This is a genomic window from Streptomyces sp. NPDC090045, assembly GCF_044747975.1.
Taxonomy (GTDB): Bacteria; Actinomycetota; Actinomycetes; order Streptomycetales; family Streptomycetaceae; genus Streptomyces.
Genome location: NZ_JBIVFA010000003.1, coordinates 564,077 through 588,631, shown reverse-complemented (window position 1 = coordinate 588,631; position 24,555 = coordinate 564,077). Strand labels below are relative to the sequence as shown.

The 24,555-nt window shown below is 70.0% G+C and carries 25 protein-coding genes and 1 tRNA gene; 8 read left to right on the top strand and 18 right to left on the bottom strand.

The window, feature by feature from the left end:
* The first annotated feature begins 50 nt into the window (after positions 1-50).
* The gene (locus ACIPYQ_RS11645; RefSeq protein WP_361766018.1) at positions 51-455 is read left to right on the top strand and encodes a VOC family protein; all 405 of its coding nucleotides are present in this window, start codon (positions 51-53) and stop codon (positions 453-455) included.
* A 51-nt stretch (positions 456-506) separates the two neighbouring features.
* Here the strand turns inward: ACIPYQ_RS11645 and ACIPYQ_RS11640 are convergent, their stop codons facing one another.
* From ACIPYQ_RS11640 to ACIPYQ_RS11625, 4 genes are all read right to left on the bottom strand, one after another.
* Entirely contained in the window at positions 507-2,000 is a 1,494-nt protein-coding gene (locus ACIPYQ_RS11640; protein ID WP_401249013.1) for a PE-PGRS family protein, read from the bottom strand.
* A gap of 34 nt (positions 2,001-2,034) precedes the next feature.
* Positions 2,035-2,388 carry a hypothetical protein gene (locus ACIPYQ_RS11635; protein WP_361766023.1) on the bottom strand — a complete coding sequence of 118 codons (354 nt, stop codon included), beginning with the start codon at positions 2,386-2,388 and terminating at the stop codon, positions 2,035-2,037.
* A gap of 255 nt (positions 2,389-2,643) precedes the next feature.
* Positions 2,644-2,720, bottom strand: a tRNA-Trp gene (locus tag ACIPYQ_RS11630).
* A gap of 54 nt (positions 2,721-2,774) precedes the next feature.
* Positions 2,775-3,524 (bottom strand): ankyrin repeat domain-containing protein, encoded by a 750-nt coding sequence (locus tag ACIPYQ_RS11625; protein ID WP_401249010.1) that lies wholly within the window; start codon positions 3,522-3,524, stop codon positions 2,775-2,777.
* Positions 3,525-3,665: 141 nt separating this feature from the next.
* On the opposite strand from ACIPYQ_RS11625, the gene ACIPYQ_RS11620 reads away from it, so the two are divergent.
* The 4 genes from ACIPYQ_RS11620 (at position 3,666) to ACIPYQ_RS11605 (ending at position 7,557) form a co-directional block, all read left to right on the top strand.
* Complete coding sequence (locus ACIPYQ_RS11620; protein WP_401249007.1) at positions 3,666-4,346, top strand: hypothetical protein; 681 nt, start codon at positions 3,666-3,668, stop codon at positions 4,344-4,346.
* 131 nt (positions 4,347-4,477) lie between these two features.
* Entirely contained in the window at positions 4,478-5,809 is a 1,332-nt protein-coding gene (locus tag ACIPYQ_RS11615) for a glycoside hydrolase family 18 protein (protein WP_401249004.1), read from the top strand.
* A 65-nt stretch (positions 5,810-5,874) separates the two neighbouring features.
* Positions 5,875-7,080 (top strand): serpin family protein, encoded by a 1,206-nt coding sequence (locus ACIPYQ_RS11610; protein WP_401249001.1) that lies wholly within the window; start codon positions 5,875-5,877, stop codon positions 7,078-7,080.
* A 42-nt stretch (positions 7,081-7,122) separates the two neighbouring features.
* Complete coding sequence (locus ACIPYQ_RS11605) at positions 7,123-7,557, top strand: hypothetical protein (protein ID WP_401248998.1); 435 nt, start codon at positions 7,123-7,125, stop codon at positions 7,555-7,557.
* Between the two features lie 131 nt (positions 7,558-7,688).
* Here ACIPYQ_RS11605 and ACIPYQ_RS11600 read toward each other — a convergent pair whose 3' ends face one another.
* From ACIPYQ_RS11600 to ACIPYQ_RS11590, 3 genes are all read right to left on the bottom strand, one after another.
* Positions 7,689-8,276 carry a GNAT family N-acetyltransferase gene (locus tag ACIPYQ_RS11600; RefSeq protein ID WP_401248995.1) on the bottom strand — a complete coding sequence of 196 codons (588 nt, stop codon included), beginning with the start codon at positions 8,274-8,276 and terminating at the stop codon, positions 7,689-7,691.
* Positions 8,277-9,101: 825 nt separating this feature from the next.
* Complete coding sequence (locus ACIPYQ_RS11595) at positions 9,102-9,716, bottom strand: hypothetical protein (RefSeq protein WP_401248992.1); 615 nt, start codon at positions 9,714-9,716, stop codon at positions 9,102-9,104.
* A 342-nt stretch (positions 9,717-10,058) separates the two neighbouring features.
* Positions 10,059-10,637: a TetR/AcrR family transcriptional regulator gene (locus ACIPYQ_RS11590; protein ID WP_401248989.1), complete on the bottom strand. Its 579-nt coding sequence runs from the start codon at positions 10,635-10,637 to the stop codon at positions 10,059-10,061.
* A gap of 91 nt (positions 10,638-10,728) precedes the next feature.
* On the opposite strand from ACIPYQ_RS11590, the gene ACIPYQ_RS11585 reads away from it, so the two are divergent.
* Entirely contained in the window at positions 10,729-11,175 is a 447-nt protein-coding gene (locus ACIPYQ_RS11585) for an anthrone oxygenase family protein (RefSeq protein WP_401248986.1), read from the top strand.
* Positions 11,176-11,381: 206 nt separating this feature from the next.
* Here the strand turns inward: ACIPYQ_RS11585 and ACIPYQ_RS11580 are convergent, their stop codons facing one another.
* Both ACIPYQ_RS11580 and ACIPYQ_RS11575 read right to left on the bottom strand, forming a co-directional pair.
* A complete protein-coding gene (locus ACIPYQ_RS11580; protein WP_401249384.1) occupies positions 11,382-11,552 on the bottom strand; it encodes a hypothetical protein in 171 nt (56 codons plus the stop codon).
* On the bottom strand, positions 11,515-11,925 hold the full coding sequence (locus ACIPYQ_RS11575; RefSeq protein WP_401249377.1) for an SUKH-4 family immunity protein: 411 nt from the start codon (positions 11,923-11,925) through the stop codon (positions 11,515-11,517). Before ACIPYQ_RS11575 ends, ACIPYQ_RS11580 begins: the two co-directional genes overlap by 38 nt.
* Positions 11,926-12,162: 237 nt before the next feature.
* On the opposite strand from ACIPYQ_RS11575, the gene ACIPYQ_RS11570 reads away from it, so the two are divergent.
* Complete coding sequence (locus ACIPYQ_RS11570; protein ID WP_401248983.1) at positions 12,163-12,738, top strand: DUF4232 domain-containing protein; 576 nt, start codon at positions 12,163-12,165, stop codon at positions 12,736-12,738.
* Positions 12,739-13,116: 378 nt separating this feature from the next.
* Here the strand turns inward: ACIPYQ_RS11570 and ligA are convergent, their stop codons facing one another.
* Positions 13,117-15,174, bottom strand: a complete 2,058-nt coding sequence (gene ligA / locus ACIPYQ_RS11565; RefSeq protein ID WP_401248980.1) for an NAD-dependent DNA ligase LigA — start codon at positions 15,172-15,174, stop codon at positions 13,117-13,119.
* A gap of 229 nt (positions 15,175-15,403) precedes the next feature.
* Here ligA and ACIPYQ_RS11560 point away from each other — a divergent pair, with 229 nt between their 5' ends.
* Entirely contained in the window at positions 15,404-15,745 is a 342-nt protein-coding gene (locus tag ACIPYQ_RS11560) for a HopJ type III effector protein (protein WP_361766065.1), read from the top strand.
* 402 nt (positions 15,746-16,147) lie between these two features.
* Here ACIPYQ_RS11560 and ACIPYQ_RS11555 read toward each other — a convergent pair whose 3' ends face one another.
* From ACIPYQ_RS11555 to ACIPYQ_RS11520, 8 genes are all read right to left on the bottom strand, one after another.
* Positions 16,148-16,366 (bottom strand): hypothetical protein, encoded by a 219-nt coding sequence (locus ACIPYQ_RS11555; RefSeq protein WP_401248976.1) that lies wholly within the window; start codon positions 16,364-16,366, stop codon positions 16,148-16,150.
* A gap of 581 nt (positions 16,367-16,947) precedes the next feature.
* Complete coding sequence (locus ACIPYQ_RS11550) at positions 16,948-17,397, bottom strand: YrhB domain-containing protein (protein ID WP_401248973.1); 450 nt, start codon at positions 17,395-17,397, stop codon at positions 16,948-16,950.
* Positions 17,398-17,615: 218 nt separating this feature from the next.
* The gene (locus ACIPYQ_RS11545; RefSeq protein WP_401248970.1) at positions 17,616-18,482 is read right to left on the bottom strand and encodes an aminoglycoside N(3)-acetyltransferase; all 867 of its coding nucleotides are present in this window, start codon (positions 18,480-18,482) and stop codon (positions 17,616-17,618) included.
* Positions 18,479-20,374 (bottom strand): alpha/beta hydrolase family protein, encoded by a 1,896-nt coding sequence (locus ACIPYQ_RS11540; RefSeq protein WP_401248967.1) that lies wholly within the window; start codon positions 20,372-20,374, stop codon positions 18,479-18,481. Before ACIPYQ_RS11540 ends, ACIPYQ_RS11545 begins: the two co-directional genes overlap by 4 nt.
* Positions 20,371-21,606 carry a TfuA-like protein gene (locus ACIPYQ_RS11535; RefSeq protein ID WP_401248964.1) on the bottom strand — a complete coding sequence of 412 codons (1,236 nt, stop codon included), beginning with the start codon at positions 21,604-21,606 and terminating at the stop codon, positions 20,371-20,373. The genes ACIPYQ_RS11540 and ACIPYQ_RS11535 overlap by 4 nt, the downstream gene beginning before the upstream one ends.
* A complete protein-coding gene (locus tag ACIPYQ_RS11530; RefSeq protein ID WP_401248961.1) occupies positions 21,603-22,751 on the bottom strand; it encodes a YcaO-like family protein in 1,149 nt (382 codons plus the stop codon). The genes ACIPYQ_RS11535 and ACIPYQ_RS11530 overlap by 4 nt, the downstream gene beginning before the upstream one ends.
* Positions 22,748-23,659, bottom strand: a complete 912-nt coding sequence (locus ACIPYQ_RS11525) for a JmjC domain-containing protein (RefSeq protein ID WP_401248958.1) — start codon at positions 23,657-23,659, stop codon at positions 22,748-22,750. The genes ACIPYQ_RS11530 and ACIPYQ_RS11525 overlap by 4 nt, the downstream gene beginning before the upstream one ends.
* On the bottom strand, positions 23,656-24,516 hold the full coding sequence (locus tag ACIPYQ_RS11520; RefSeq protein ID WP_401248955.1) for a JmjC domain-containing protein: 861 nt from the start codon (positions 24,514-24,516) through the stop codon (positions 23,656-23,658). The genes ACIPYQ_RS11525 and ACIPYQ_RS11520 overlap by 4 nt, the downstream gene beginning before the upstream one ends.
* Between the last annotated feature and the right edge of the window lie 39 nt (positions 24,517-24,555).

The following is a 24,555-nucleotide window of genomic DNA, read 5'->3' as shown; positions in this document are numbered from 1 at the left end:
TGGGTGAGGCATGGAGGTGCCCGTGATGTGCCTTTCGGAGGCATTCACTCATGTCCGTACAGCTGAACCACACGATCATCCACTCCCGTGACAACCGGGAGTCCGCCGCATTCCTGGCGCACGTCCTCGGCCTCCGGGTCGGGACCGAGTGGGGACCCTTCATCCCCGTCGAGACCAGCAACGGCGTCACCCTGGACTTCGCGACCATCCCGGCCGAGTCCATCACCCCGCAGCACTACGCGTTCCTCCTGTCCGAGGAGGAGTTCGACGCGGCCTTCGAGAAGATCCGGTCGGCGGGCGTCCCGTACTTCGCGGACCCGCACGGCAAGCACCCCGGCGAGATCAACCACAACGACGGGGGCCGCGGCGTCTACTTCACGGACCCCGCGGGGCACGGGATGGAGATCATCACGCGCCCGTACGGCGGCTTCCCGGAGCCGGGCACCAACGGCTGACCCGGCCACCACCACGCCGGGCCACCACGCCGGGCCACCACGGCACCCGCCTCATGAACCGGTGGCGGTCATCCGTTCCATGACCGCCACCGGCAGCGCCGGATTCAGCGCCGCCGCCCCGGCCGTCTCCTCCTCACCGAGCAGCCCGATCAGGACCGGCACGGGCACCCGCGGATGCCGGGCGGCCGTCGCGCGCACGCCGCTGTCCGGGTCGTCGAGCATCCGTACCACGGAGTCCGCCGACAGCCGGGGGTCGGTCGCGGCGCGCTGCCGGAGCTCCGCGTCCTCCTCCCGGCTGAACCGTTCCACCAGGTCGGGCGTCGAGTCCGGGTCGTCGAGCGCCAGTTGCCGCAGCCGCGGATGCGGGTCCTCGGCGTAGCGGAGCAGGTCACGCCGCGGGAAGTTCGGATGCCCGTAGGGACGGTCGGGGGTGGAAAGGCTGCCGTTCCACCACTGCCACACCTCCACCAGCATGTCCGCCGGCGCGTCGTCGCACCGCTCGGCGAGGAAGAGGCGTACGACCCGGTCCTCGTCGCGGGCCAGCCGTTCCACCACGTCCGGCGGCAGCCGCCGGGCCGTCGCAACACTGCTGCGCAGCAGCAGGTGACCGGAGGCCGCCAGGCGGCGCATGGCCTCCTCGTCCTCGTGCAGCGCCACCACCCACGGGATGGGGTGCCGCATCCGCCGCGGGTCGATGTCCACCTCCACGGCTGCCCGCTGTTCCTCCGTCAGCTCGGGTCGCAGGGACACCGCAAGGCGTACGTCGGCCTGCGGGTCGGCGGCGAGGAGCGCGACCAGGTCCGGGTCCAGGTGGGGGTTGCCGGCGAGGCGCCTGCGCACCTCCGGGTCCGCGCCGGTGCAGAGACGTGCGGCGAGGTCCCGGTCCAGCCGGAGGGCGGCGATGTCGTGGGCCGCGCTCACAGCCTCGAAGTCCGCCTCGGTGATCGGCTCCTCGTCGTGCCGGGCCGCCACGGCCGCCATCCGCACCCGTTCGACCGGGTCCGCAGCCAGTCGCGCCCGGGCCGCGGCATCGAGGTCCGGCCAGGCGGCGCGGCAGGCTGCCGACCGGACGGCGGGCACCGGGTCGGCGGTCAGGGCCACGGCCGCCTCGGCGGGCACGGCGGGCAGTTCGAGGAGGGCTTCCCGGACCGCACCGGACGGGTCACGGGCGAGCGCCCCGTACGCCTCGTCCGTGAGCCGGGCGCCGGCCGCGACCGCGACCGTGAGGAGGGCGTACCGCCGCCGCCCGACCGTTTCGGCCAGCAGCAGCCGGGACCAGCGCTCGGCCGACATCCCCCACTGGACCCGCGTCTCCGCGAGCCGGGCGCGAACCGACCACGCCGGGTGGTCCACGGCGGCGTCCAGCACCGCTTCGGGCAGGTCACGGCGCCAGAGCAGGTGGCCCGGGGTCGTGTCCAACAGCCGCACCAGAATCCGTTCGGGTACGGCACGGTTCCAGGCCAGGGCCTCACGGACCCGTTCCGCGACGACCGTCCCGTACTCCAGGCCGGCCCACTCGTCCTCGGTTCCCCGCGCGCTCTCCATCCAGGAGAAGGTAGACGTGATCAGCGCCCACGGATCACCCGGGCCCCTGCATGACCTGCACCTGCCCGTCGGGGTCCACGGTGAGCGCCACCCGCTCGACCCGGTTTCCGACGACCAGCGCGATCCACACGATGCCCCAGAGCAGGCAGGTGAACACGGTCAGGATGGCGTGGAGCACATGGTTCACGGGCTGTCCGCGCACGAGGACCGCCTGCGTCGGGGAGCGCGACTCCACCCGCCAGCCGGTCACGACGTACTGGCCCACCGTCCAGTCGAGGATCGCCGTGCGCTGCGCGGCGTCCACGGGGCGACCGTCCCCGGGAGGGAGCAGGTCGTCCGGCGGCTGTGGCGGCACACCCCAGTGCCGCGATTCGTCACGCTTGGGCATCCGGCTCGCCTCCCCGCACCGTCGGCGTCATCGGTCCGGTGACCTTCGTCTGCTCGGCCATGCATCCAGCCTGCATGGCAGCGGGGAGTCCGGCACGCCGAGCGCGGTGGGCTTCGGGAAGGAAGGAAGGAAGGAAGGAAGGACCGACGGACCGGCGGAAGGACGGACGGGCGGTGGCAGGCGCCGTCGAACGGCAACGCCCGGATGAGAGTCGAGCTCTCGTCCGGGCGTTCTCCGCGAACCTGCGGTTCGGCGTGGCAGGGGCGGCAGGATTTGAACCTGCGGCCTTCGGTTTTGGAGACCGGCGCTCTGACCAGCTGAGCTACACCCCTTCGGTGGGACCAACCTTGGCACGGCCCGCCCCGGAGATCCACTCTATTTCCCGTTCAACCGGGTGCGAGTCGCGCGCCGGTGTGGGCCCCGGAGCTCTCCAGCCACTCGATCAGTTCGGCGTTCTCACTCGTCAGGGCGATGTCGAGCGGGGTGAGCCCGCCGTAGCCGATCCAGTCGATGTCCGCTCCGTGAGACAGCAGAAGGCGTGCGGTGGGCAGCCGGCCGCCGTGGCAGGCCTGCCAGAAGGCACCGGTGACGTCCTCGGGGGCGGCCCCGGCCGCCAGGAACTCCTCGACCCGGTCGAGCAGACCGAGGGCGGCGGCGTCCTGCAGGTCGGGGCGCGCTCCGAGGGCGAGCAGTCGGCGCGCCGCCCGCCACTGGCCGAAGCCACAGGCATCAGTGAGCGGGGTACCACCGCCAAGGACGGCGCCCGGGGCGTTGACGTCGGCCCCGGCGGCGACGAGGGCGTCGACGGCGGCCACGTCGTCGTTGCTCGCCGCCCAGTGCAGCGGGGTCTCGGCGTGCGCCCCCGCAAACCGGGCCGCCGGGTCGGCTCCGGCGGCGACGAGCGTACGGATGACCGCGGCCGTGCGGGGGCAGTGGCCGGGCCAGTCGGTGGCGATGTGCAGCAGGCTGCGTTCGCCGGCCGCCGCACCGCGCTCGACGATCCGCGCGGAGGCGAGTCCCGGGTGCGCTTCGAGGAGGTCCCGCAGGCCGGGCAGGTCGCCGGCGCGGATCGCGGCCGTGACGGCGACGGCGAGCGGATCGCCGGATGCGAGGAACCGCACGAGCCGTCCTTCCATGAACCTTCCCCCAGCCCTTCCTCGAGCCCTGTGCCTCGAGCCCTTCCTCAAGCCCTTCCTGGGCCCGGCGCCCAGCCTACGGGTCCGGGGCGGCGGGCTCGTAGGTGGCGGGAGCCGAGGGTGCGGAGGATCGTGAGCAGGGTGAACCGTGCGACGGGGGGCTGGTCCGTACCCCGAAGCCGGGGGTCAGGCCGTCCGGGCCATCCGGGCAGTCCGGGCCGCGCGTCGCGGCGTTGCGGCCGCCTCCGCGGCTCCCTGGTCGCGCTCGCCCTCCTCGCCCCCGTCCTGCTGGGCGCGGCCCCCGGCGGCTCCGGCGAGACGATCTCGCTCGCCGGGAACGAGCCCGGCCAGCGGCTCGACGTCACCCTCACGCAGGTGGTCGACCCGGCGAGCCCGGCCGACCCCGAACCGGACCCGGTACCCAACCCGGAACCCGATCCCGAACTCGCCCCCACACCCCCGCCCCCGCCCGATGGATCCGACCGGCTCGTCGCCGTCCGGTTCCGGCTGGAGAACACCGGCACCGCCGTCTACCGGGACTCCCCCGCATCGTCCGCCCACCTCCTCGACAGCGACGGGCAGCGGTTCACCGGGCTCAACGAACCCACGACGGCGGGCGCGAACCTCCCCGACACCGTCACGCTCGACCCCGGCGCCACGACGGAGGGCTTCATCACCTTCCGGCTCCCCGAGGAAGCCGACCTGGCCGCGGTCCAGTTCGCCCTCAACGGCGGCCTCGCCGACGACGTGGGCCAGTGGAGCCTCCCGCAGGACCCGCGCCCGGACCCGCGCCTGGGCTCACTCCAGGACCCGCGCCCGTAGGGCGTGCCAACCCCGGACCCCCGGCGAGCGAGTTTCGGCCGCCCCCTTGACCGCTCTGGTCCAGACCAATAGTTTCCGGCATGCACCGCGCACGCGCTCACGCCCACTTCCCGCCTCCGCAAAGGAAGCCCATGCGCCGCAGCATGCTCGGCAGGCTGGCCGTCGCCGCCTGTTCCCTCTCCCTACTCACCGCCTTCGCGCCCGCCGCCGGTGCGGACGGCGGCGGGGCGAGCGGACCCGGCCGCTCGTACAAGAAGGTCGGCTACTTCACCCAGTGGGGCGTCTACGGACGGGACTTCCAGGTCCAGGACCTCGAGGCGAACGGCTCCGCCGGCAAGCTCACCCACATCAACTACGCGTTCGGCAACGTCAGCCCGCAGGGCACGTGCTTCACCGGGAACGTACCGGGCGAGGCCGACGCATGGGCCGACTACGTCCGCCCGCTGGACGCCGAGAACTCCGTCGACGGGGTCGCCGACACCCCGGAGCAGCCGCTCGCCGGCAACTTCAACCAGCTGCGCGAGCTCAAGGCCAAGCATCCCGGCCTCAAGGTACTGATCTCGCTGGGCGGTTGGAGCTGGTCCACCCACTTCTCGGACGCCGCGCTCACCCCGGCCTCCCGCAAGGCCTTCGTCGAGTCGTGCATCGACCTCTACATCAAGGGCAACCTCCCGCAGGACGGCAGCCGCGGCGGCGCGGGAGCGGCCGCCGGCGTGTTCGACGGGATCGACCTCGACTGGGAGTGGCCCGGTTCCGCGGGCGACACCGACACGAAGTTCCGGCCGGAGGACAAGCGCAACTTCACCGAGCTCGTCAAGGAGTTCCGCACCCAGCTCGACGCGTACGCGAAGAGCGGGCGGAAGAAGACGAAGTACGAGCTGACCGCCTTCGTCCCGACCGCGCCCGCCAAGATCGACGCGGGCTTCGACGTCCGCCGGATCATGCGCGACCTCGACTTCGTGACCCTCCAGGGCTACGACTTCCACGTCTCCGGCGAATCCAGGACCGCCCAGCAGTCCGCGCTCTACGCCCGGGGCGACTTCAGCGTCGACGGCACGGTGGACGCCTGGCGCCTGCGGGGAGCGCCCGCGCACAAGCTGGTGATGGGCATGCCCTTCTACGGGCAGGGCTGGACCGGCGTCAGCGGCGGCGGGGACGGCATGGGACAGCCGGCCACGGGCCCGGCGCCGGCCACCTGGTCCGCCGGGTACGAGGACTACAAGGAGCTGAAGAAGCTGGCCGACTCCGGCAGCTACCAGGTCCACCGGGACCGGCGCGGGGGCCATGCCTGGCTGTTCGACGGCACCACCCTGTGGACCTACGACGACCCGCAGGTGCTGCGCAACAAGACCGCCTACGTCCGCGAACACGGCCTGGGCGGCGCGATGTTCTGGTCGCTCGACGCCGACACCTCCGACGGCGAGCTGATGACGGCCGTCGACCGCGGGCTGCGCGGGCGCTGACCGGCGCCGCCGGGCCGCGGAAAACCATCCGCCCCGGCGGCGTCCCTCCACGTACGCTCCCCCGCATGAGGAACTCGACGGTACGGGCGGTCAATCACCTGACGACGCGCTGGGCCACCGCACAGGCCCCGGCAGAGGACACGGGCACCGTGTTCACCGCGGCCGGGGTCTGGCCGCTGCTCGCCCTGCTCGCGGACGGCTCGGGCGGTCCGGCCCGGGCCGAACTGGCGCACGCCGTGGGCATACCCGCCGACGCCGCGGCCGGGGCCGCCCGGGAGCTGCTGGCCGCGCTGGCCGGCGTACGGGGCCTGCGGACGGCGACCGGGCTGTGGGCCAAGGCCGGACTCCCGCTGGAGGAGGCCTGGTCGGCGCAGCTCCCAGCCGGCGCCCGGGGCACGCTGACCGGGGACCCGGAGGCCGATGCCAAGACGCTGGACGCGTGGGCGTCGGACCGGACGGGCGGGCTGATCGAGCGCATGCCGGTGCTCCTCGACGAGGACAGCCTGCTGGTCCTCGCCTCCGCGCTCACGCTGCGGCTGAGGTGGATCCAGCCGTTCCACGAGGCGTACGGGGAGCCGTCCGCGGGCCCGTGGGCCGGCCGGCCCGTGCGCACGCTGCTCCGGAGCACCTCCCTGCTCGACCGGGTCCGGGTGGCGCACGGCCCGTCCGGTGCGGTCACCCTGCTGGAGGTCGTCGGGACGGCGGGAGTGGACGTCCACCTCGTGCTGGGCGAGCCCGGCGCACCGGTCGGCGACACGCTCACCACCGGAATCGCCGCCGTCACCAAGGCCCTCCCCGCCACGGGCGCGAGCCTGCTCCCGGACGGGAGCCCCGGTCCGGGACTGGCCGTCGGCACCGTGGCCGCCTACTCCCCCGAACCCCGGCTGGGCATCGAGACGGTGGCCTTCGAGGTGCGGTCCGAGCACGACCTCCTGGAGCACGCCCGGCTGTTCGGACTGGAAACCGCCACCGACAGGGACCACGGCCACTTCCCCGGCATCAGCCCCCAACCGCTGGCCATCGCCTCGGCGCGGCAGTCCGCACTGGCGCGGTTCCACGCCGAGGGCTTCGAGGCCGCGGCCGTCACCGCCTTCGGTGCCGTGGCCGGCTGCGCGCCGACCCGGCCCCCGTACCGGGCGCGCCGGGCCGAGGTCCGCTTCGACCGGCCGTTCGGGTTCCTGACCGTCCACCGGACCTCGCGGCTGGTCCTGGCGGCCGGATGGGTCGCCGAGCCCGACTCCCCCGAGGAGTTGCCCGACCCATCATGGTGATGGGGGTCCAGTCCGGTCTGGTCAGTCAGGCATCATGCACCGGTGAGCACCCTCGTGAAGTTCTTCGTGGCCCCGGACGATGCGGCGGCCGCCCTCGTCGTCGGGGCCGGGCCGGGACGCACTGTCGAGTCCCTCTCGTTTGGCAACTTCGATTCCGAAGAAGCCGTGGTCGAGTGGGAATGCCTCTTCTCCGGATGCGGGTTCGAAGAACTCCTGGAGGCCGGCGAACCGCGAATCGTCGCTGGTGAGGACGATGACGGAGGTTCCGTCTTCGCACTCTCCACTCGCCTCGTGGACGCTCTGGCCGAGGCGGAACCTCCCCGACTGCATGAGGTCGCAGCGGAATGGGCCCGGCAGCGGACCGAGGACGGCGAGGCGATCGAATGTGATGTGGCCGCCGAGATGTTGGGAAGCCTGGGCGCGCTGGCCCGCGGGATGGACACGCAGGGCCACGGCTTGTACTGCTGGGTCGCGTAGAAGTCGGGTTGGGAGCCAGATGGTGAGGGCTCTGCGCAGGCGGGCGGCCTGGCTGTCAGCCACCGCCCGCGCCGCTCTCGGCGCCGCCCTCAACTCCGGGGCCACCCGCTGCATTGACCTCGCCTCCGCACTCATCCGCCGCCTGGACGACCGGACCGAGCAGCCGGTGATCGAGTGCGCGACCCGGCGGCGGACGGCGGCGGCGAGGAAACCGAGGACTGACGTTCCTGTGACTGAACACCCGGCCGTCGCACCATGTAGACGTCGATCGGGTCCTGAACCTCCACGGTGAACCCGTGGCGCTCGTACAGCCGCCGGGCGGCGCTGCCCTGCAGGACATTCAGGCGAACGGGCACGCCGTCGGCATCGATCCGTTCCAGCAGTGTTCGCAGCACAGCCGATCCGAGCCCCCGGCCCTGGAGGGCCGGAGCGAGATAGAAATGCTCCAGCCACCGCCCGTCCTCGGCCGGTCGCACAGTGACGCAGCCCGCGAAGGCGCCATCGGCCACGATCACCGACGTGTGCTGCGGGGAGAAGGAATCCCGCAGCCGCTGCCGGACCCGATACTCGTCGAACCGTCCCAGCCGCTCCAGGTCCGGGCGCATCACCGTTGCCCGCAGCTCCGCGAACGCCTCGACATCCGCCGACTCTGCGCAACGCAGCGCCCATTCCACGGGACGGCCCGGCCGTATCCCGTCCGCCCCCGCACTCGCGTCCATGGGCCGAAGTATCTCAATGGCCAACTGCAACCACGCACGCAGCAAGGCCGTTTACCGGCCGGGCACGCAACAACCCCTACTTCCTGCGGTGGTGCATGAAGACCGGCCGGATGCCCCGCCTCACACTGCCGCCGACGGTCATCACCCAGGACTCGGAACCGCTGCACCAGCACCGCCGGCTCGCGATTCTCCGCCGGGTCCTCAACGACGACTCGCTGCCCCTGCGGGCCCGGGTCGCAGCCGCGCCCGTTCTCCTCTACGCGCAACCCGTCAGCCGGATCGTCCGCCTCACCATCGACGACGAGATCACCTTCACCGTCCTGCTTGGAGACCCGCCGTCACCGCTGCCCCAGCCCGTCGCCGACCTGATGCGGGCCTACATCCAGTCCCGGCAACACCTGCCCTACGCCAGCAGCAGGAGCTCACAGTGGCTCTTCCCCGGCCGCCAGCCAGGACAGCCCATGGACCCGGTCAGCCTCCAAGCGCACCTGCGTGAGATCGGCGTCCCTCCGCGGCGCGGCAGGGCCTCCGCAAATCCGTCAGCTCGTCCTCCAGGCACCGGCCCCCGTCATCGCGAAAGCGCTCGGCTATCACGACAAGACCGCCACCCGCCTGGTCACCGAAGCTGGCGGAACCTCGAGCCGGTATGCCCCGGGTAACCACAGCCAGTGATCGCTACAGGCCGTCATCAGAGCCCGGCTGCACGAACCGCAGCGACAAATGTGATCAAGGAACTCGACTTCGTGCATTGGCCGGCGCCCGAACCCGTCCCCGAACGGCGGGGCAGCGTTACCCGAGCGTCTCCCCTCTTCCCCTCTTCACGGGTCACACCGTGTCGGTCCATGGACTGTCCGTTGGCGTGGTACTTCTCGGAGGGCGGCCGTTGAAGTGGTACTCCTCGGAGGGCAACGAGTCCCATTCAGTATTCGCGCCATCGCGCGGCACCATGAACAGCGGACGCGATCGGAGGATCTCCCCGACCCGTTGTGCGCGCATGACGATCCCAGGATCATCCGGTGCTGCGTAGCCCTCGGGCGTTAGGCGAAACTGCACGTCCATCGCCTCGGCATAGGCGATTGCGTTGCTCTCCAGCTCCGCCATGCCCCTCCCGACCAGCGGGAGACCGTCGTATGCGATCTGGGGACCCTGCACGGCGTCGGCAGCGATGCAAAACAAGCCCACAGCCTGGCTCACATAGGCCGTGACGGCAGGCGGAGCAGGAGCGACCCCGCGACGGTGGACTTCGACCTTCCAAGTTGGCGAGAAGATCGCGTGGTCCCGTGCACCATCGCTGACGTTCGCCTGGCCGAGCTTTTCAGCTGCCTCGACCACTTCGTCGACGGTCATACCGAACCGAAGCGGTCCGACGCCGGCAGCCGGCGCATAGCACCACTCGCCCCGTTCGGCGACTCCGAATCCGGCTTCGGGCTCAAACGCCATAGTCGCTCCTCTAGGGAATCTGAGCACTTGCCGTCGCCCATCATGCCAATCGCCGACCGGCAGGCTGCCGGGTGCCGCCGAGCTCGGGCAGGTCACTCAGCGCGAGCCTCATCTGGGCTCGGCTGCGAATACGCGACACCTGAACATGCGAGCTCACCAGTCCCGACGCCGGTATCGGGTCGTGATCCATGAACACCGCGGCTTCCTGCGCGCGTGCACGTCTGCGGTACGGGGGCCCGGCGATCTGAGGCTGCGCCGTGTGGGCTCGAGTGGCCGGAAGCGATGCCGCAGGGAGGCAACAGGGCCCGCGGACCCCGACTACGTTCCCGCCGGGACGGTGTGTCAGACCATGGCGAGCCGGTCCACCAGCAGTTCCACCCTCCGCTCGGCGTCACCAGGCGGCAGCCGTCCCGCCCGGGTCAGGGTGGCCAGCCCGTGGAGGGCCGCCCAGAACAGCTCGGTGAACAGTCCCGGGTGGACGCCTTCCCCGGAGACCTCGCCGAGAGTCTCCAGCAGGGCGGCGAAGGCGTCCTTCAGCGGCTCCGGGGTGTCCTCGCTCGCGAACGCCAAGCCGCCGTCGAGCTGGAACATGGCGTCGTAGACCGCCGGGTTGCGCTCGGCAAAGTCGAGGTAGGCGCGAGCGAGGGCGGTGACCCGGGTGCGGAGGCCTTCTGTGGCGGAGGCCTTGGCCCGCAGCGCCGCGGCCATCTCGGCGGCGCCCTCCAAGGCCACGGCGCCGATGATCTCGCGCTTGCCGCGGAAGTGGCTGTAGAGGACGGGCTGGCTGTATTCGATGCGCTCGGCGAGGCGGCGGGTGGTGACCGCGTCCCACCCCTGCTGCTCGGCGAGTTCACGGGCTGTCGCCACGATGAGTCGCTCGCGCTCCGCCCGTTCGCGCTGCTTGCGTTCCTGTACCGACATGATTCGATCCTAGCATCGCTAGACAATCGAGCGACAGCAGCGCTAGCGTTGCCCCATCAGCTAGCAACGCTAGATTCCAGGAGGGGTCATCATGCTCAGCGCGCTCGAGGTGTTCACCATCGTGGTCGTCGGCGTGATGGTGGGGGTGGAGTTCTCCGTCGCCTTCGTCATCAACCCGATCCTCAACGCCCTCCCCGAGGACAGTGGCCAACTCGGCCGCGCCCACGGGGGCCGGATGCTCGGCGCCGTGATGCCGGTCTGGTACATCGGCTCGGTCGCCCTCACCGCCGTCTGGGCCGTTGCCGGATGGCACCGCCCCGGCGCCGGCCTCGTCGTCACCGCCGGCGCGCTGCTGATCCTGAGTGTGATCATGTCGCTCCTGCTGCTCGTCCCGATCAACAACCGGAACAAGACGTGGACCCCCGAGAACCGGCCCGCCGACTGGAAGGAGCAGGCGAACCGCTGGGACCGCTACCACTACATCCGCGTCGCCGTCATCATCGCCGCCTTCGCACTGCTGGCCGCCGCCCTCACCTGAGCCCGCGGGCGGACCGACACTGCGCGGGTGGCGCGCAATCCCCACCCCCCGGGCGGCAGCGGGCCACCGAAATCCCGGCATCCCCATCAGAGGTGAGTCTTCACCCGGGGGACGCATCACTCCCGGCTGCCCTGTCGCGGGGCCAGCCCTCTCGGGCGGGCGCTCGTCGGGGGTTGCGCTCGCATCGCGCCGCTCAGCGGCGCGCTTCACCAGATTCCGTGCTCGAGCTCTTCCATGGAGAGGCTCCACTGGCTTTCTTCATCGGCGAACGGAGTCGAGTCGAAGGCCTCGACGGCTTGGCGGAAGCGAGCTGCGAGCACCTCCGAGTCCACATCGTTGTCATGACCGACCGATGTAGTCGACGGCGCCTTCAGCAAAGGCGTACACCTTCCCCGAAGCGGGGTCCAGGGCGAGCAGTGACGTGAAGAGGTAGCCGAGACTCCACCATGGCCGGCTCTCGTCGGGACACTGGAGTCCGTAGTGATCGAATCGGCTTCCGATGGTGATTGCGTCGCTCTCGGGCGCGTACGGGTCTTCAACGTCCGTGCGTGCGGTGAATACGTCTGACGCGGGGAGTCCGGTCGCACTCGGGAAGTTTGCGGTGCGCGGTGACTCCCGCGGCGCCTTGGTGGGGAAGTAGGTGATGGCACCGAGGCCGTAAGCGTTGATCAGGTTTGACGTCCGGCTTCGCGGGCCTGGAGGGCGGCGTCGAGACGGTTGCGCAGCCGCGTGTGGAGAAAGTCCCGCCACTGAGCAGTTCAGCTGATTGAACCAGCTCGTAGAAGCCTCTGATGCGCGGATCACCCGTAGCGGCTATCCGCCACCGGTGCCGCTCGTCCGATCACCAGAACGTGAGGAACGGGACCTGAGGCCCCAACTACGTCGGCCGGGTGTAGAGCCGCGTGGAGCCAGGCAAGCTAACTGGCCTGCGGCCGGGAACGGCAGGCAGAGCCTCCCCGCCGCGGAGTTGGGACGTAGGGTCGATGGATGCGTGGACAGGGGCGGGCGAAGCGGATCGGTGTGGTGGCGGGGGCGAGTGCCCTGGTCCTGGCGTGGGTGCTTGTGGGGTGCGACTCGGTCATGGAGGCGATCGGGGAGTCGCTGCCCACGGGTAGGGCGGAGCCATGCCCGGAGGGCGGGGTGCGGCTGGCCGAGGGTGAGGGGAACGCGGCGATGGGGCTACGGGCGGCCGATTTCCAGCTGGTCAACTGCGGTTCGGCGGCGTACGTGCTGGAGGGCTACCCGGAGATCCGGCTGCTGGACGGGGAGGGCCGGCCCCTCCAGGTGGACATCGGGCACGGTACGAACGGCGTGACCTCGTCCGCCGCCGACGGGGACTCGCCGCTGCAGCGGGTGACGCTCCAGCCGGGCCAGGCCGCCACGACGGGGCTACTGTGGCGCAATCTGGTCACCGACTCGACCGTGCCCGCTGTCGAGGGGCGCGTGCTGGAGCTCGTCCCCAAGCCGGGCGCGTCCCGGCTGACCCTGCGGCTGAACAAGCCCGTGGATCTGGGCGACACCGGCAAGCTAGGACTGAGCGCCTGGTCGGCGCTCGCGCGCTGACCGCCTGCCGGGATCTCGGGCCGCCGCCGTCCGCTGGCCGGTGGCATCCGCTGCCCCAGCTCGCCGACCAACACCAGTCAGACGGCGCCGTATCGCGCCGACTCCGCGGTCGCGTTCATGACGCCGAGTCGCTGATCGCTCCCTGGACCGGCGAAACAACAGCGACGCTCTGGGACCTGACCTGGCCCAGCCGCGGCGCGCTGCGGATTGCGCCGGCTTCGGGAGGGCAGTAGCCCCGCGCGCTCAGCGACATCGCGTCGAGCGAGACTTCCCGTCGCCGCAGGCGCGTCACCCTCGAACAGCGCGCCGACCGATCCCTCTCACCCGGCTCGGATGCCCACCCCTCAGGGCCGGGGCGAGGGCTGGTGGCAGCGACCGCTAGGTGGTGGGGAGGAGGTCGGCGACGAGGACGGCGAATTCCTGCGGGTCGAGGATGCGGATGCCCAGTTCTTCGGCCTTGGTGCGCTTGGAGCCGGCCTTCTCGCCCGCCACCAGGAGGGTGGTGCGCTTGGACACCGACGACGATGCCTTTCCGCCCGCCCGCTCGATCAGCTCGTTCATCTCGTTCCGGGACAACACCGCAAGGGGCCCGGTCATGGAGCCGGTTACCACGACGGCCTGTCCGGCCAGCGGGCCGCCCGTCGAGTCCTCGCCGTCGTTCGCGTCGGTCGCGTCGGTCGCGGGCTTCTGCGGCTCGGTGACCTGGGTGCCGACCTGTTGGGCCTGGAGCCTGTCGAGGAGCGGGGCGAGTTCGACGAGTTCGGCCGCGATGACGCGGGCCTTCTCGGTGCCGATGCCGTCGACCCCGGCCAGCGTGTCCGCGTCGGCGGCGCGGATCGCGGCCATCGAGCCGAAGTGTGCGGCGATCCTGCGGGACATCGTGCGCCCGGTGCCGCGGACACCGAGGGCGCAGAACACGCGGCTCAGTGCGGCCCCGCGGGCCGTCTCGATCGCGGACAGGAGGTTGGCGGCGCTGGTCTCACCCATCCGCTCCAGACCGAGGAGTTGCTCGCGGGTCAACGTGAACAGGTCGGCCACGTCCTTGACCAGACCGGCTTCCACCAGCTGGATCGCGCGCGTGCCGCCGAGACCTTCGATGTCGAGCTGGTCCCGGCCGGCGGCGTAGATCACCGAGGCCACGGCCTGACAGCTCCGGCCGCGTACGCACCGCCATCGCTGCTCGGAGGTGTCGATCGCGTCGCCGCAGCGGGGGCACATCTCGGGGAAGGCGATCGGGCTCTCGGCGCCGGTGCGCTGGTCGACCAGCGGTGCCTCGACCCTGGGGATCACGTCGCCGGCCCGGTACACGAACACCTGGTCACCGATCATGAGCCCGCGACGGGTGATGTCGGACGGATTGTGGAGCGTGGCGTAGGTGACCGTCACCCCGTCGATGACCACGGGCTCCAGAACGGCGCGCGGGGCGATGATCCCGGTCCGGCCGACGTTCCACTCCACCGCCAGCAGGCGCGTCACCTTGTGTTCGGCCGCCAGTTTCCGGGCCACCGCCCATCTCGGGGCGCGCGAGCCGTTGCCGGCCTGCCGCTGGTCCTCGGCCGTGTCGGCCTTGACGACGACACCGTCGATCCCGAACGGCAGGTCGCCGCGCAGGCCGGCGATCACGTCGATACGTTCCTGCACCTGCTCCACGGTCTCGCAACGCATCGGGGCGGCGGCCGTGCTGGCGGCCGTGTTCGCGCCGAGCGCGGCCAGGTTCTCCAGCAGAGCGACGTGGCCGAGGTCGTCCAGGCCGATCGCGCTGTAGGCGAAGAAGGTCAACTCGATCCGGTAGGGGCGGTCCTTGGCCCGCAGGGTGCCTGCCGCTCCGCTGCGCGGATGCGCGAAGGGCGTGGCCTCATGGGCGAGGCGGATCCGGTTGGCCTCCTCGAACTGCTCGGTCGTCAGCAGCACCTCGCCGCGCAACTCGACGTCGATCGGCTTGGTGAGTACCGACGGCAGACCGAGGACGGCGTCGGCGGTGTGGGTGATGTCCTCGCCGGCCAGTCCGTCGCCGCGGGTGAGGACCTGAACGAGCCGACCACCCCGGTACCGGGCGGCCACCGCGAGGCCGTCGAGCTTCGGTTCCACACACCAGGCGGCCACAGGGTGCCCGAGACGCCGTTCCAATCCTGCGGCCCACTCGGCGAGCTCGTCGGCGTCGAAGACGTTGTCGAGGGAGAGCATCGGCACCGAGTGCGGCACGTCACCCTGCACGGCCCCGCCCGCCACCTTCCCGGTCGGCGACTCGGCAAGCACCTCGTCCGGGTGGGCTTCCTCGTAGGCCGCGATGGCGCGCAGCAGCCCGTCGTACTCGTCGTCGCCGAGCGGGGTGGTCCCGTCGCCGTAGTACGCGGCCGACGCCGCCACGGCGGTGGTCACGGCCTCCACGTAGGCGGCAGGAGAGAGCAGGGCACTGTTTTCGGTCATGTAGGTCATCATCCTGCCCCGCACTGACAACGCCACCGCCCGACCCCGCACCGCCCCCGCGGTCGATCGCCCGGACCGACACCGGCTCTCGGCGGATCCCCCAGACGCACCTCGTGACCTGCGGAGATGCTACTCGTTCCGACATGTGGCCCGATTCCTACCGGCTGGCCTCAAGGGAGGTATTGTCCCCCGGTCACGGACGGCAATCGGATCGTCTGTCCAACCCGAAGGAACCGACATGACAGACCTGAACTCGCTGCGGGCAAGCCTTGCGTCGGGTGAGCACGAGTTCGCCGACACCCTGGCCTTCGTCGCCGCGCACTACACGTATCGGCCGCAGGCGTTCCGCAACGGGGAACTGGCAAATGCCGCAGGTGAGAACGAGGGTTCCTGCAAGACACTGGGACTGGCCCTGCTGGAAGGGCTGAGCGACCAAGAAGCACTGCAGGCATTCGGTGAGCACTACCGCAGCGTGCTGGCGACGCCGAACGACACTGATCACGGCAACATCCGCAACCTCATGACCCATGGCCTGGCCGGGGTGAGCTTCGCCGGGCAGCCGTTGACCCGCAAGAGCTGACCAGCGACGGCACCGGCAGCGGGCTGAGTCCGGCCTTCCCGACGCGCACCCGGGCTACGGCCAGCGCATCGACGAGCCGCTCGCGCGCTGCCGGCCTGCCTCCTCGCGCGGAGGGGTCGTCTCGGCCTACCCATCCGCGAGGAGCGTCTCGGGCTCACGCACGCCCTCCCGGATCTGCCTCTCAGCGGCGGCGCGAATCGCACAGTCGCCGGTCGCGGTCCTGGGGTGCCGCAGCCGTGGGCTTGGGCCGCGTACAGCCGCAGTCGGCGCAGGTGGGGTTGTGACGTGCCTGACCCGCGACCGGAGCGGCTGCTCAAGGTTCCTGCCGCCCGAGACGGCACGGGCTTGCTCAGGAGGTTTGGGTGATGGCGAGGTCACTGCCGGTTCGGTTCTGCCTGGTTGTCAGCCCGCCCGGTCCTTGCCCACCCTCGCCCGTGTGCTGGCCGTTCCTCGTGCGGCCGGGTCACCACTTGGCCACAGGCCGAGGAGGTCGAGCGGCTGTGCGAGGTCGCCGCGGTCGCTGGCACGGTCGGCGACCCCGCGGCGCGCGGCGTCCCGGTCCACGGAGCCCACGGGGGCCAGCAGGGTTGATGCCTCCGCCGAGGAGAAGGGATCTTTCATGGCGTAATGCCACCACAGGCGGCATCACCTGGCAGGATGTACTGCTCCAACCGGCCTTGACCCGGCTCCGCATGCAGGAGACGGCGGGCGTTGATGGTTGTGCAGTACTTATGCCCCGTGCGTCGGTGTCGCCGCCATTCCCGCTCCCTGCGTTCGCGTGTCTCCCTGGGCGGGGTTGCCGCCGGTCTCCTCGACGCCACCTACGCCTGAGACGCCGACGGGACCGGCAGTGAGAGAAGGCTCTACGTCCATCCCTGGGCCCGGCCAGGGCTTCATCGGCGGGCTTGACCACAAGTGCGTCACGTACGGCCGGCAGCCCGCTCCACCCGCCCGCGATGCGAGCCACGTGGCGATCTACAGGCTTCACCGGCTGCGCTTCCGCAGTCGGGGCACGCCACGGCCAGCGCGGTCGGGGAGCCCGGGGACAAGGCACTCACACGTCGCCTCTGAACCTGGGCCGCGCTCGCATCGAGAATGGGCTGCACACGCTCGTCATGAGGTCGCAGACAGCACCGGATCGACCGGGGCACCAGCTCTTTCGTGGCGACCCTTGCAACCTGATCCGGAACGGTGCCGTTCTCCTAGGCGCCCACGTACTCGATGGCCTCGGCAAGAGACAGCACTGGCAGTCGCTGACGCAGGGCGTGCGTGGCATGGATCCGCCCACGAGTAGCCGCCACACCACGAACCTCATCCTGTAGATCATCTACCGCGGTCCGCACAACCTGGCCGCGGATGCGGGTTCTGTAGTCGTCCTGCCATCCATCGGTTACCACCGAGACGACGCCGATCTGGTGCAGGCTTCCGTCAAGTCGATCTACCAGGTAAGGACCGTTTCCGGCCAGCATGAATTCCGGATTCCGGGTGCGCAGGTACTCCTTGGACGTCCAGGAGACGATCCATACCAGCTCGTGCTCTTCCACTTCCGCGACGGCCATGAGCATCGGGTCCGGGCGCACCGAGCGGTCCGTCTCGTAGTCGCGTTTCAGCTGTTCTTCAACGATCTGGACTACGGTTTCTCGATCGATCACGTGTGCAGCATCGCGCCCGGCCTCGTACAGAGACCAGCGGGTTTCACACCGCCAGAGCCTCAGGGGACCACTGAGTCCCGGGATACGACACTCGCGCAACAAGTGTGCTCCGCCAATAACAGTCGCACCCGTCACGGCTGACCAGAACATCCCATCAAAATCCTGTGACGAGCTCTCAGCATGGCAGGTCCGCAGGAGTGCGGCCGTGTGCCGGACGTTCATGCGCCGGGGAGAACGCCCTCTGCTGACTCGATGCCGGACCAGCCCGGCGGGTCGGCAAGGCCCCGCAGGTCGCGGTGCGCGGGCAGCCAGCACACCGCGAACCGCACGAGGTCCCGCAGCGACGCTGCGACGCAGTCAGCGTCACCGATCCGGAATCGTCGCACCGACTCAGAATGCGCCTGCTCGAAATCGCGCCCCAGCCGCTCGAAGTCTCCCTCCCAGACGACTAGCTCCGGAACGGCGATCCAGCGCACCCCGGCGGGGCCTGCAACCGGCACCGGCCAGCGGCCCTGCCGACGTCCTGGATAAGGGGCCTTGTACTCGGCGATGTGGATCGCGGTGCATTTGGACCAGGGAACACCCAGCATGAGAACGACCGCGTCCAGGGCCCACAACCGCCCCAGTGGTCCGAGTGTCGAGAGTCGGTATTCCAGCGGGTGGTCCGTCACAATGCCCTCAGCATCGATCCCCCGTGCGAGAAACGACGTGTGCGGATGGGCAGAGCGCTGCGTGCCCGGCATCGCCCGCAAGCATTGGGCCACGGCCCCGATCGTCGCCGCCACCGGAGTCGAAGCTCGATCGAACGAGGGCATGTCGTCGGCCAGTACGCCGGGATCAACCCCGTTCAGGCGGGCCGGGCGCCACGCGGCGGGGTGCACGAGCTGGGGTGAGAACCCGGGCATCACGATTGTCCCTCGAGGTCCGAGTGCTTCCTCCAACGCCAGGCAGACGGTGTGCTCGCCGCCGACCACGTAGCCGAATCGCGACAGTGATGCATGGACCAGCACGACACGGCCCGCGCCCACCCCCAGTTCGGCCAAGCCGCGTACCAGCGTCGACCGGGTCACGAGCTCGGTTGTCACGTGGGCCCCTGCGCCGGGCGGTAGTTGCCGAGTTGGTCCTTGCATGCACCAAGGATCCAGGCGAACCAGGCCATGAGATTGCTCGGCTGAGAAACGGGGTGTGCCTCCCCAGGAAAGAGCACCAATTCGCTCCGGATGCCCTGCCGGACCAAAGAACGATGAATCCGCACTGATTCGCTGGCCGGGACGAGCCCGTCATTGACGCCATGCGAGAGCAGCACCCTCGTCCCCGGCGGAATGCCGGCGGCTGGCAGGCTCTGATCGTCGTAGCGATCCCGTTCGGTGTCGGGATCGCCGTACTCGCGGATCCACTGCCACCCAACGTCGCTCACGGACGCAACATGCCGGAGGTCCCCCGGACTACCGTGTGCCACGACCAGGTCGGGACGGAGCACCCCAGCAGTGACGAGCGCCAGGTAGCCGCCAAAGCTCCCTCCGAGCAGTACGAGTGGCGCGTCCTGGAGCGCCGTGACGCGGCGAACCTCACGTACCTGCCTCGCCGCGACCTCCGCGATACCGGTGCGCCACCGACGCCAACCAGCCGCCACGGCCGCAGAACCATAGCCCAAGGACATGGGAGGGTCGACGAGTGCCACCGTGAGTCCGGTAGCGACGAGTGGCCACGGGTTCCACCGCCAGGGCCAATCCGTCCAGCTCTTGAGAGGCCCGCCGTGGAACACCACCGCGAGGGCTCGCGGTGGCCCCGGTGGCTCGCACAGCCACGCGGAGAGAGACAGCCCGGTCTCAACGTCTGTGAGCGGTACGCGCCGCAGGCGTCCGGGAGCCTCAATCCCCGGCGTGCGCTGTACTTCCGCGAATGCCCCGCTGGCGTGATCGACGACTCCGAGCACGGGTGGGCTCCCCGGGGACGAGACGATGACGGCGGAACCGGCTGCGGTCGGAGCCGCGTCGACCACCGAGGCTGACAAGCTCACTGCGGACCGATGGCCTGTCGAGAGGTGGTGGACGACCAATCTCCGCCGCGCTCCGTCCTCGGCAACACAGCAAAGTCGTGACGGGTCGGCCCAACCGACGGGCCGGTGCCACCGGTCGTCCCCAGTGTCAAGGGTGGACACGGCGTCGCCGTCGGTGAGGAGGCAGGGCTTCTGCGTCATCGGCTCGTGTCCGGTCGGTACCGTCGTACCGACACAGGCCAACCTGCTGCCGTCCGGCGCGGCGACTGGACTGGTCAGGTCGAGTTCTGAGTCGAAGACGACCCGCGGTTCATGGCGGGAATCAGTGACAAGCAGTCCGAACCGTCGCCTCCCGTCGCACAGATACCGGGCGGCCCCGAGCACCAGTCTGCCGCTGCTCAACCATGCGAGCTCGCCGGTCAGCGTGACGTCATCGGCGGCGACGGGGATGACCGACAGGTCAGTCCGCAACACGCACACCTGCCAGACAGCGACGCCGTGCGATGCCGTGCCGAGTGCCGCACTCTGGTCGTCGAACCAGGCCGCGTCCGATCGCGTGAACGCGGTCGGACGACGGGCGCCGTTCTCGGTGTCCGCTGTACGTACCGTGCAGGCCAGGTCTCCAGTCGCGGGGTCGAAGGCCATGGCTCCGAGTTGTCCAGGCAGCACCTGCCACGAGATGTCCTCGCCGGTGGGCTCCCATCGACGAATTTCGTGTCTACCGCCGCGCACCGTGGCATAAGCCACCGCGGAGTCTCCATTGAGCGCCGCCGCATACCCGCGGACCGACCATGCCACCGACCAGGTTTCGCTCTCCTCCAGGCGGTAGCAACGCAGCACCGGCAGGATCCGGTCGGTGCGCTGGCTCGCCACGTCGGCACGCATGACGATAGTCGCGCCGTCGTAGGCCTCTACGGCGGAGAACCTGGGCGCGCGGACCAACTGTTCGACGAGTCCCGCCGCGGCAAGTGATGTCACCGGGAAGTATCCAGTGACAGATCGAGGGTCCGACCGACGGCGACCGCTTCGTTGAGGTCCCGGAATCCCCGTTCCAGGGCCGACAAAAGAAGTTCTTCATCAGTTGTCGCACCCCAGAGCCTGGCAAGTGCCGCACCTGTGAGCCGCCGTTCAACGGGATACGGGGGCATGAGATCCGCAGAGTATTTGAGGACTTCGGCCAGTGATCGTCCGCCGAGGGCTTCGGGAGGGAGGTTCTTGTAGACGCAGCGACCGGGTGGCAGGCGGAACGTCCGGACCAGGACCCTCTCTTCCCGCGACCAGTGCTCGGTCGCCCGCGTCCTGCCTGCATAGCGTCCGGCAGCCACGGCAGGGACGTCGAACCCTGCCGAGGCGAGGACAGGCCCAGCGCCGGGGCCCGACGCCGATGCCCGCGCCATCCGGTAGACGTATGCGCGGTGGCGCTCGGGATAGTCGGACGCGAACACCTGGAGGCAGGCGAGCAGCCGCCGTCCTGTGACCCTGCTGGCCGCGACCGGCGCGTGCTCAAACGCTGTCTCGGCCCCGAACGAGGAGTCCCAGCGTGTCGCTGACAAGGCATCGGTGCCGCCGGCCCCTCTGCCAAGGCGTCGTAGTCCTTCCAGCGCGTCCTGTCGTTTGATGTCGCGCCCTGCCATGAGCTCGGCCAGCGTTGCGTCCATCGCCTCACCAACGTTGGCGTCCGCCGCCCAGGCTCGAAGCGCCTGGGGCGCACGCTCGGTGTAGTGAAGAGCGGAACCGATCGCGATCACCCCGTCCGCCGCGGCATGGTCGATCCGGCCGACCTCCGCGAGGGCTCGGGCAGCCGTACGGAGGGAGACCAGTGCAATCGTGAATGGGCGGCAGGCCTCGTCGTCGCTGTGGAGCACCGCGACATCCGCATCCGAGGTCAGTTCACCGCAGCGGTACCCCGCCGCAACACGGCCGACGCCCACCATGCCGTGGTCCGCGAGTTCCGCCGAGCGCAGCGCCCCATAGCTCGCCGCGCCATAGATGCGTACACCCCCGGCCAATGCGGCAAGGATCTCCTTGTGCCGCAGTGGGGCGACATGCTGGTACAGACCGTCGACGATGAGCACGGAGTCGCCACGTCGAAGGTCGAGGCCGAAGAGATCGCCATGGCGCGCGGGCGGCCTGTATGCCACGCCCGGCAGCTCAGGACGGTCACCCGCCGCGAGCGAGGGACCGATGAAGGCGAAACAGCGGCGTGTCATGGCCGGAACTGCTCGTCGGGTGGCAGCGGCGGCGCCGAGGGGGAGCGTCGAAGGCCCGGCGCGAACATCTGCACGACCACGGGGAACGGCTCGTCTGGGGGCGTCAAGTCGACCCGTAGGATAGGGCGCTTCGTGTGCTGGGCGATCACGGCGGTCAACCGCTCGCACACCTCGCGCGCTGACGCCCTGGCAGCACTTCTCCGCTGAGGAGCCATCTCGATTACCGGCCGGGGCGAGCGCCGTGCGGTGGCGGTGAGGGACGGCCGATAGGAGGTCGGGGCGAGGTCGTCGCGGAGCCCGCTCACGAAGGACAGCCTGCTCTGCACCGCTTCGAGAATCGCGCGCTCGGCAGCGAGCGCCGGGTCGACGTGACATCCCGTGCCGCCGAAGACCTGTGGCATCTCCTCCTGGGTGAGGTAGCAGACGTAGGCGGGGGCGCCGAGGAGACTGGCGAGGGGTTCAAGTTCGAGGACGCCACCCGCCGCCGCTACCTGGTGGGCGAGTCGCGAGGCGCCCTCGCCGAGCGAGTTCGGCGCCACCGCCGTGCGGGTCGCGCCCTCGGCATGAGCGAGGGCGTCGCGCTCGATCAGCTCCAGCAACGCGTGAGCGGTGGCCTCGTCAGCGTCGTTGCCGGCAGCAAGACCGTTGCTTGTCGTCACGAACAGCGGCGGGCACCACGAGTCCCCGGTCCAGCCGCGAAGGCCCACGGCAGCAGCCGGCACCAGGCTCGGCTGGCCGCTGCGGAGGTCGAAGGCCTGGGTCCACGCCAGTGTCGTCGTGTCGTCGACAAGAGACAGCGGATGAAGGGCGAGTTCACGGACGCCGTAGCCGGCTTCGACGAACCTTGCGGTGCCACGCATCGCGACCGGCGGCCGGTACTGCTCGGCCGCGCGGACCTCCAGGGACTCCATGACTGCGGACACCCACGCCGCGTCCGGGTCGCGTCCCTTTCCGGCGCTGGCGACGAGCGTCGCTGCCGCAGGGCGGATCGCAGAGAAGACCGGGACTCCGATCACGTCGAGCCCGGTGAGCTCGGCAACTCTCGTGATGCCGCGCGCTGCAAGCAGGGGTTCGAGACGGCTCCGCGTCTCCGCGACGGGGCAGGTCCGCATGTCATTGCGCGCTGCCACTGCGGATGTGCTCACCTGTGCGTCCGGCGCAGGTTGACAGCTTTATCGAGGACTTTCGAACTGTCGCTATCGGCCAGGAACGACCCAAGAGCGGAGCGTAGTCGCTGGATGGTTGCGAGAGTTCCTTCGGTGTGATGGTTCGCGAAGATGGCATCGTAGCGCCGGTCGCCGAGCAGCCCCGCGAGGTAAACACTCGCCAGGTCCACCGAGCTGGGCTCCTCAATGGTGATTGCGACGTGGATCGAGTTGCCGTTGCGCGCGGTGGCATAGTGCGGACACCCGTGCGGCATGTACAGCACGTCGCCCGGCTGGAGCGTCCGTTCGATTCGAAGCTCTGGCGGGATCTCGCCTTCATGGAGGGTCGAGTCGCTGTGCGACGTCCCGTCAAGGCGCCCCAGCACCCAGTCCTTCGTGCCGGAGACCTGAAGAATCAACACGTGCGCGCCGTCGGTGTGCGCCGACATGGCAGTCCGGTCCGGGGGACTGAGGAAGACGAAAGCCTCCAGTCCACCGTGAAACCGTGGCTCCAGGCCCTTGACGAGTGTGCGGATTCGCGGATGCCAGTGCTCTGCCTGGCTGAACTTGAGCGTGCCGCCAGCATCGAAGCGCTGTCGGATCCGGACAGGGTCCGCATAGCCTTGCAGTTCACGGCCCACGACAGTGCGCGTTGTGGTGATGTCGGAAATGGCCGCACGGGTGCCGTGGTCGAAGACAGTGAAGTACGGACGGCTCAGCAATCCGCATTCCAGCTCGTCCCACATCTCCTGTTCGCTGATAAGCGTGGTCAAGTCCGCTTGTGCACGAAAAAACGCGGGTTCGCGCGCCCAGTATTCGGTAAAGAAGTCGTCGACGTCGCCGACGAAGTCTTCGAGGCGAAGAGGTGTGGTGGGCTGTGCGGTGGCTTCGACGGTTCTGTTGGTCATCCGACCGCCTTCCGGATCTCGGAGAGCGCCGATTCGAGCCAGGCGTCGGCATCGTAGCCGTCGATCACTGTGGCCAACGCCGTCAGTACTTCCTCGGACTTCTGTTGAAGCGTCCGCGCGTGGTGGCGGTGGACGAGGTCATGGTGCTGAGCACAGAAGCGCCGAAGCACCGCTTCGATCAGGTCGTCCGGCGTCGGCTCGGTCAGCGTGAAGGTCAGGTGCAGCGAGGACTCGCCGTCGACGGCGTTCGCGTCGTGTGGCCAGCCGTGTGGCAGGTAGAGGGCATCACCAGGCTCGAGCACAATGGTGTGGCTGGGCTGGCGGGCATCGACGTCGAGACCCGCGGTGCTCACGATCTGGCCGGGCTGGGCGTACAGACGCCACTCCTTGCGGCCCTCCATCTGCAACGCGAGGACGTGTGAGGCGTCCCGGTGCGGCAGCATTCCTCGCTGTCCGGGGGGCGTCCAGAAGACGTACGTCGCCACGGCGGCGGGAATGACCTTCTCGATCGCCTGCACCGCCTTGCGGGTCGGGCGGTGCCAATCCGACAACTGGCTCAGTTTGAGGGTGGCACCCTGCCGCATCAGCCGGCGGATCTTCGCGGCGTCGGCGAACCCGCCGCGGCTTTGCCCGATAACGTCGCGGGCGACGGTATAGCCAGCAGGGTCCGGCCGCTGCCCGTCCTGAAGGACCATGAAGTACGGCCAGCGAATCAGACTCGCGGTGAGCAACCGCTCAATCTCTTCCGCGTTGATGAAGTCTGCGGGAGCGACGGCCCCCTGCCAGAGCTTGTACGCGTTGCCCCACGCACCGGCAGAACGCACATCGCCGAGCAAGGACGCGAGATCCATCGACATGGACGGCGCGATCGTGCAGTCCAGGTCGACGTGGCTCAG

Excerpts from the sequence above, each read along its gene's own strand:
- ACIPYQ_RS11640 (WP_401249013.1), bottom strand. The coding sequence starts at position 2,000 with ATGGAGAGCGCGCGGGGAACCGAGGACGAGTGGGCCGGCCTGGAGTAC.
- ACIPYQ_RS11615 (WP_401249004.1), top strand. The coding sequence starts at position 4,478 with ATGCGCCGCAGCATGCTCGGCAGGCTGGCCGTCGCCGCCTGTTCCCTC.
- ACIPYQ_RS11645 (WP_361766018.1), top strand. The coding sequence starts at position 51 with ATGTCCGTACAGCTGAACCACACGATCATCCACTCCCGTGACAACCGG.
- ACIPYQ_RS11520 (WP_401248955.1), bottom strand. The coding sequence starts at position 24,516 with ATGTCGATGGATCTCGCGTCCTTGCTCGGCGATGTGCGTTCTGCCGGT.
- ACIPYQ_RS11610 (WP_401249001.1), top strand. The coding sequence starts at position 5,875 with ATGAGGAACTCGACGGTACGGGCGGTCAATCACCTGACGACGCGCTGG.
- ACIPYQ_RS11525 (WP_401248958.1), bottom strand. The coding sequence starts at position 23,659 with ATGACCAACAGAACCGTCGAAGCCACCGCACAGCCCACCACACCTCTT.
- ACIPYQ_RS11600 (WP_401248995.1), bottom strand. The coding sequence starts at position 8,276 with ATGGACGCGAGTGCGGGGGCGGACGGGATACGGCCGGGCCGTCCCGTG.
- ACIPYQ_RS11555 (WP_401248976.1), bottom strand. The coding sequence starts at position 16,366 with ATGAAAGATCCCTTCTCCTCGGCGGAGGCATCAACCCTGCTGGCCCCC.
- ACIPYQ_RS11625 (WP_401249010.1), bottom strand. The coding sequence starts at position 3,524 with ATGGAAGGACGGCTCGTGCGGTTCCTCGCATCCGGCGATCCGCTCGCC.
- ACIPYQ_RS11635 (WP_361766023.1), bottom strand. The coding sequence starts at position 2,388 with ATGCCCAAGCGTGACGAATCGCGGCACTGGGGTGTGCCGCCACAGCCG.
- ACIPYQ_RS11590 (WP_401248989.1), bottom strand. The coding sequence starts at position 10,637 with ATGTCGGTACAGGAACGCAAGCAGCGCGAACGGGCGGAGCGCGAGCGA.
- ACIPYQ_RS11560 (WP_361766065.1), top strand. The coding sequence starts at position 15,404 with ATGACAGACCTGAACTCGCTGCGGGCAAGCCTTGCGTCGGGTGAGCAC.
- ACIPYQ_RS11585 (WP_401248986.1), top strand. The coding sequence starts at position 10,729 with ATGCTCAGCGCGCTCGAGGTGTTCACCATCGTGGTCGTCGGCGTGATG.
- ACIPYQ_RS11535 (WP_401248964.1), bottom strand. The coding sequence starts at position 21,606 with ATGACACGCCGCTGTTTCGCCTTCATCGGTCCCTCGCTCGCGGCGGGT.
- ligA (WP_401248980.1), bottom strand. The coding sequence starts at position 15,174 with ATGACCTACATGACCGAAAACAGTGCCCTGCTCTCTCCTGCCGCCTAC.
- ACIPYQ_RS11595 (WP_401248992.1), bottom strand. The coding sequence starts at position 9,716 with ATGGCGTTTGAGCCCGAAGCCGGATTCGGAGTCGCCGAACGGGGCGAG.
- ACIPYQ_RS11570 (WP_401248983.1), top strand. The coding sequence starts at position 12,163 with ATGCGTGGACAGGGGCGGGCGAAGCGGATCGGTGTGGTGGCGGGGGCG.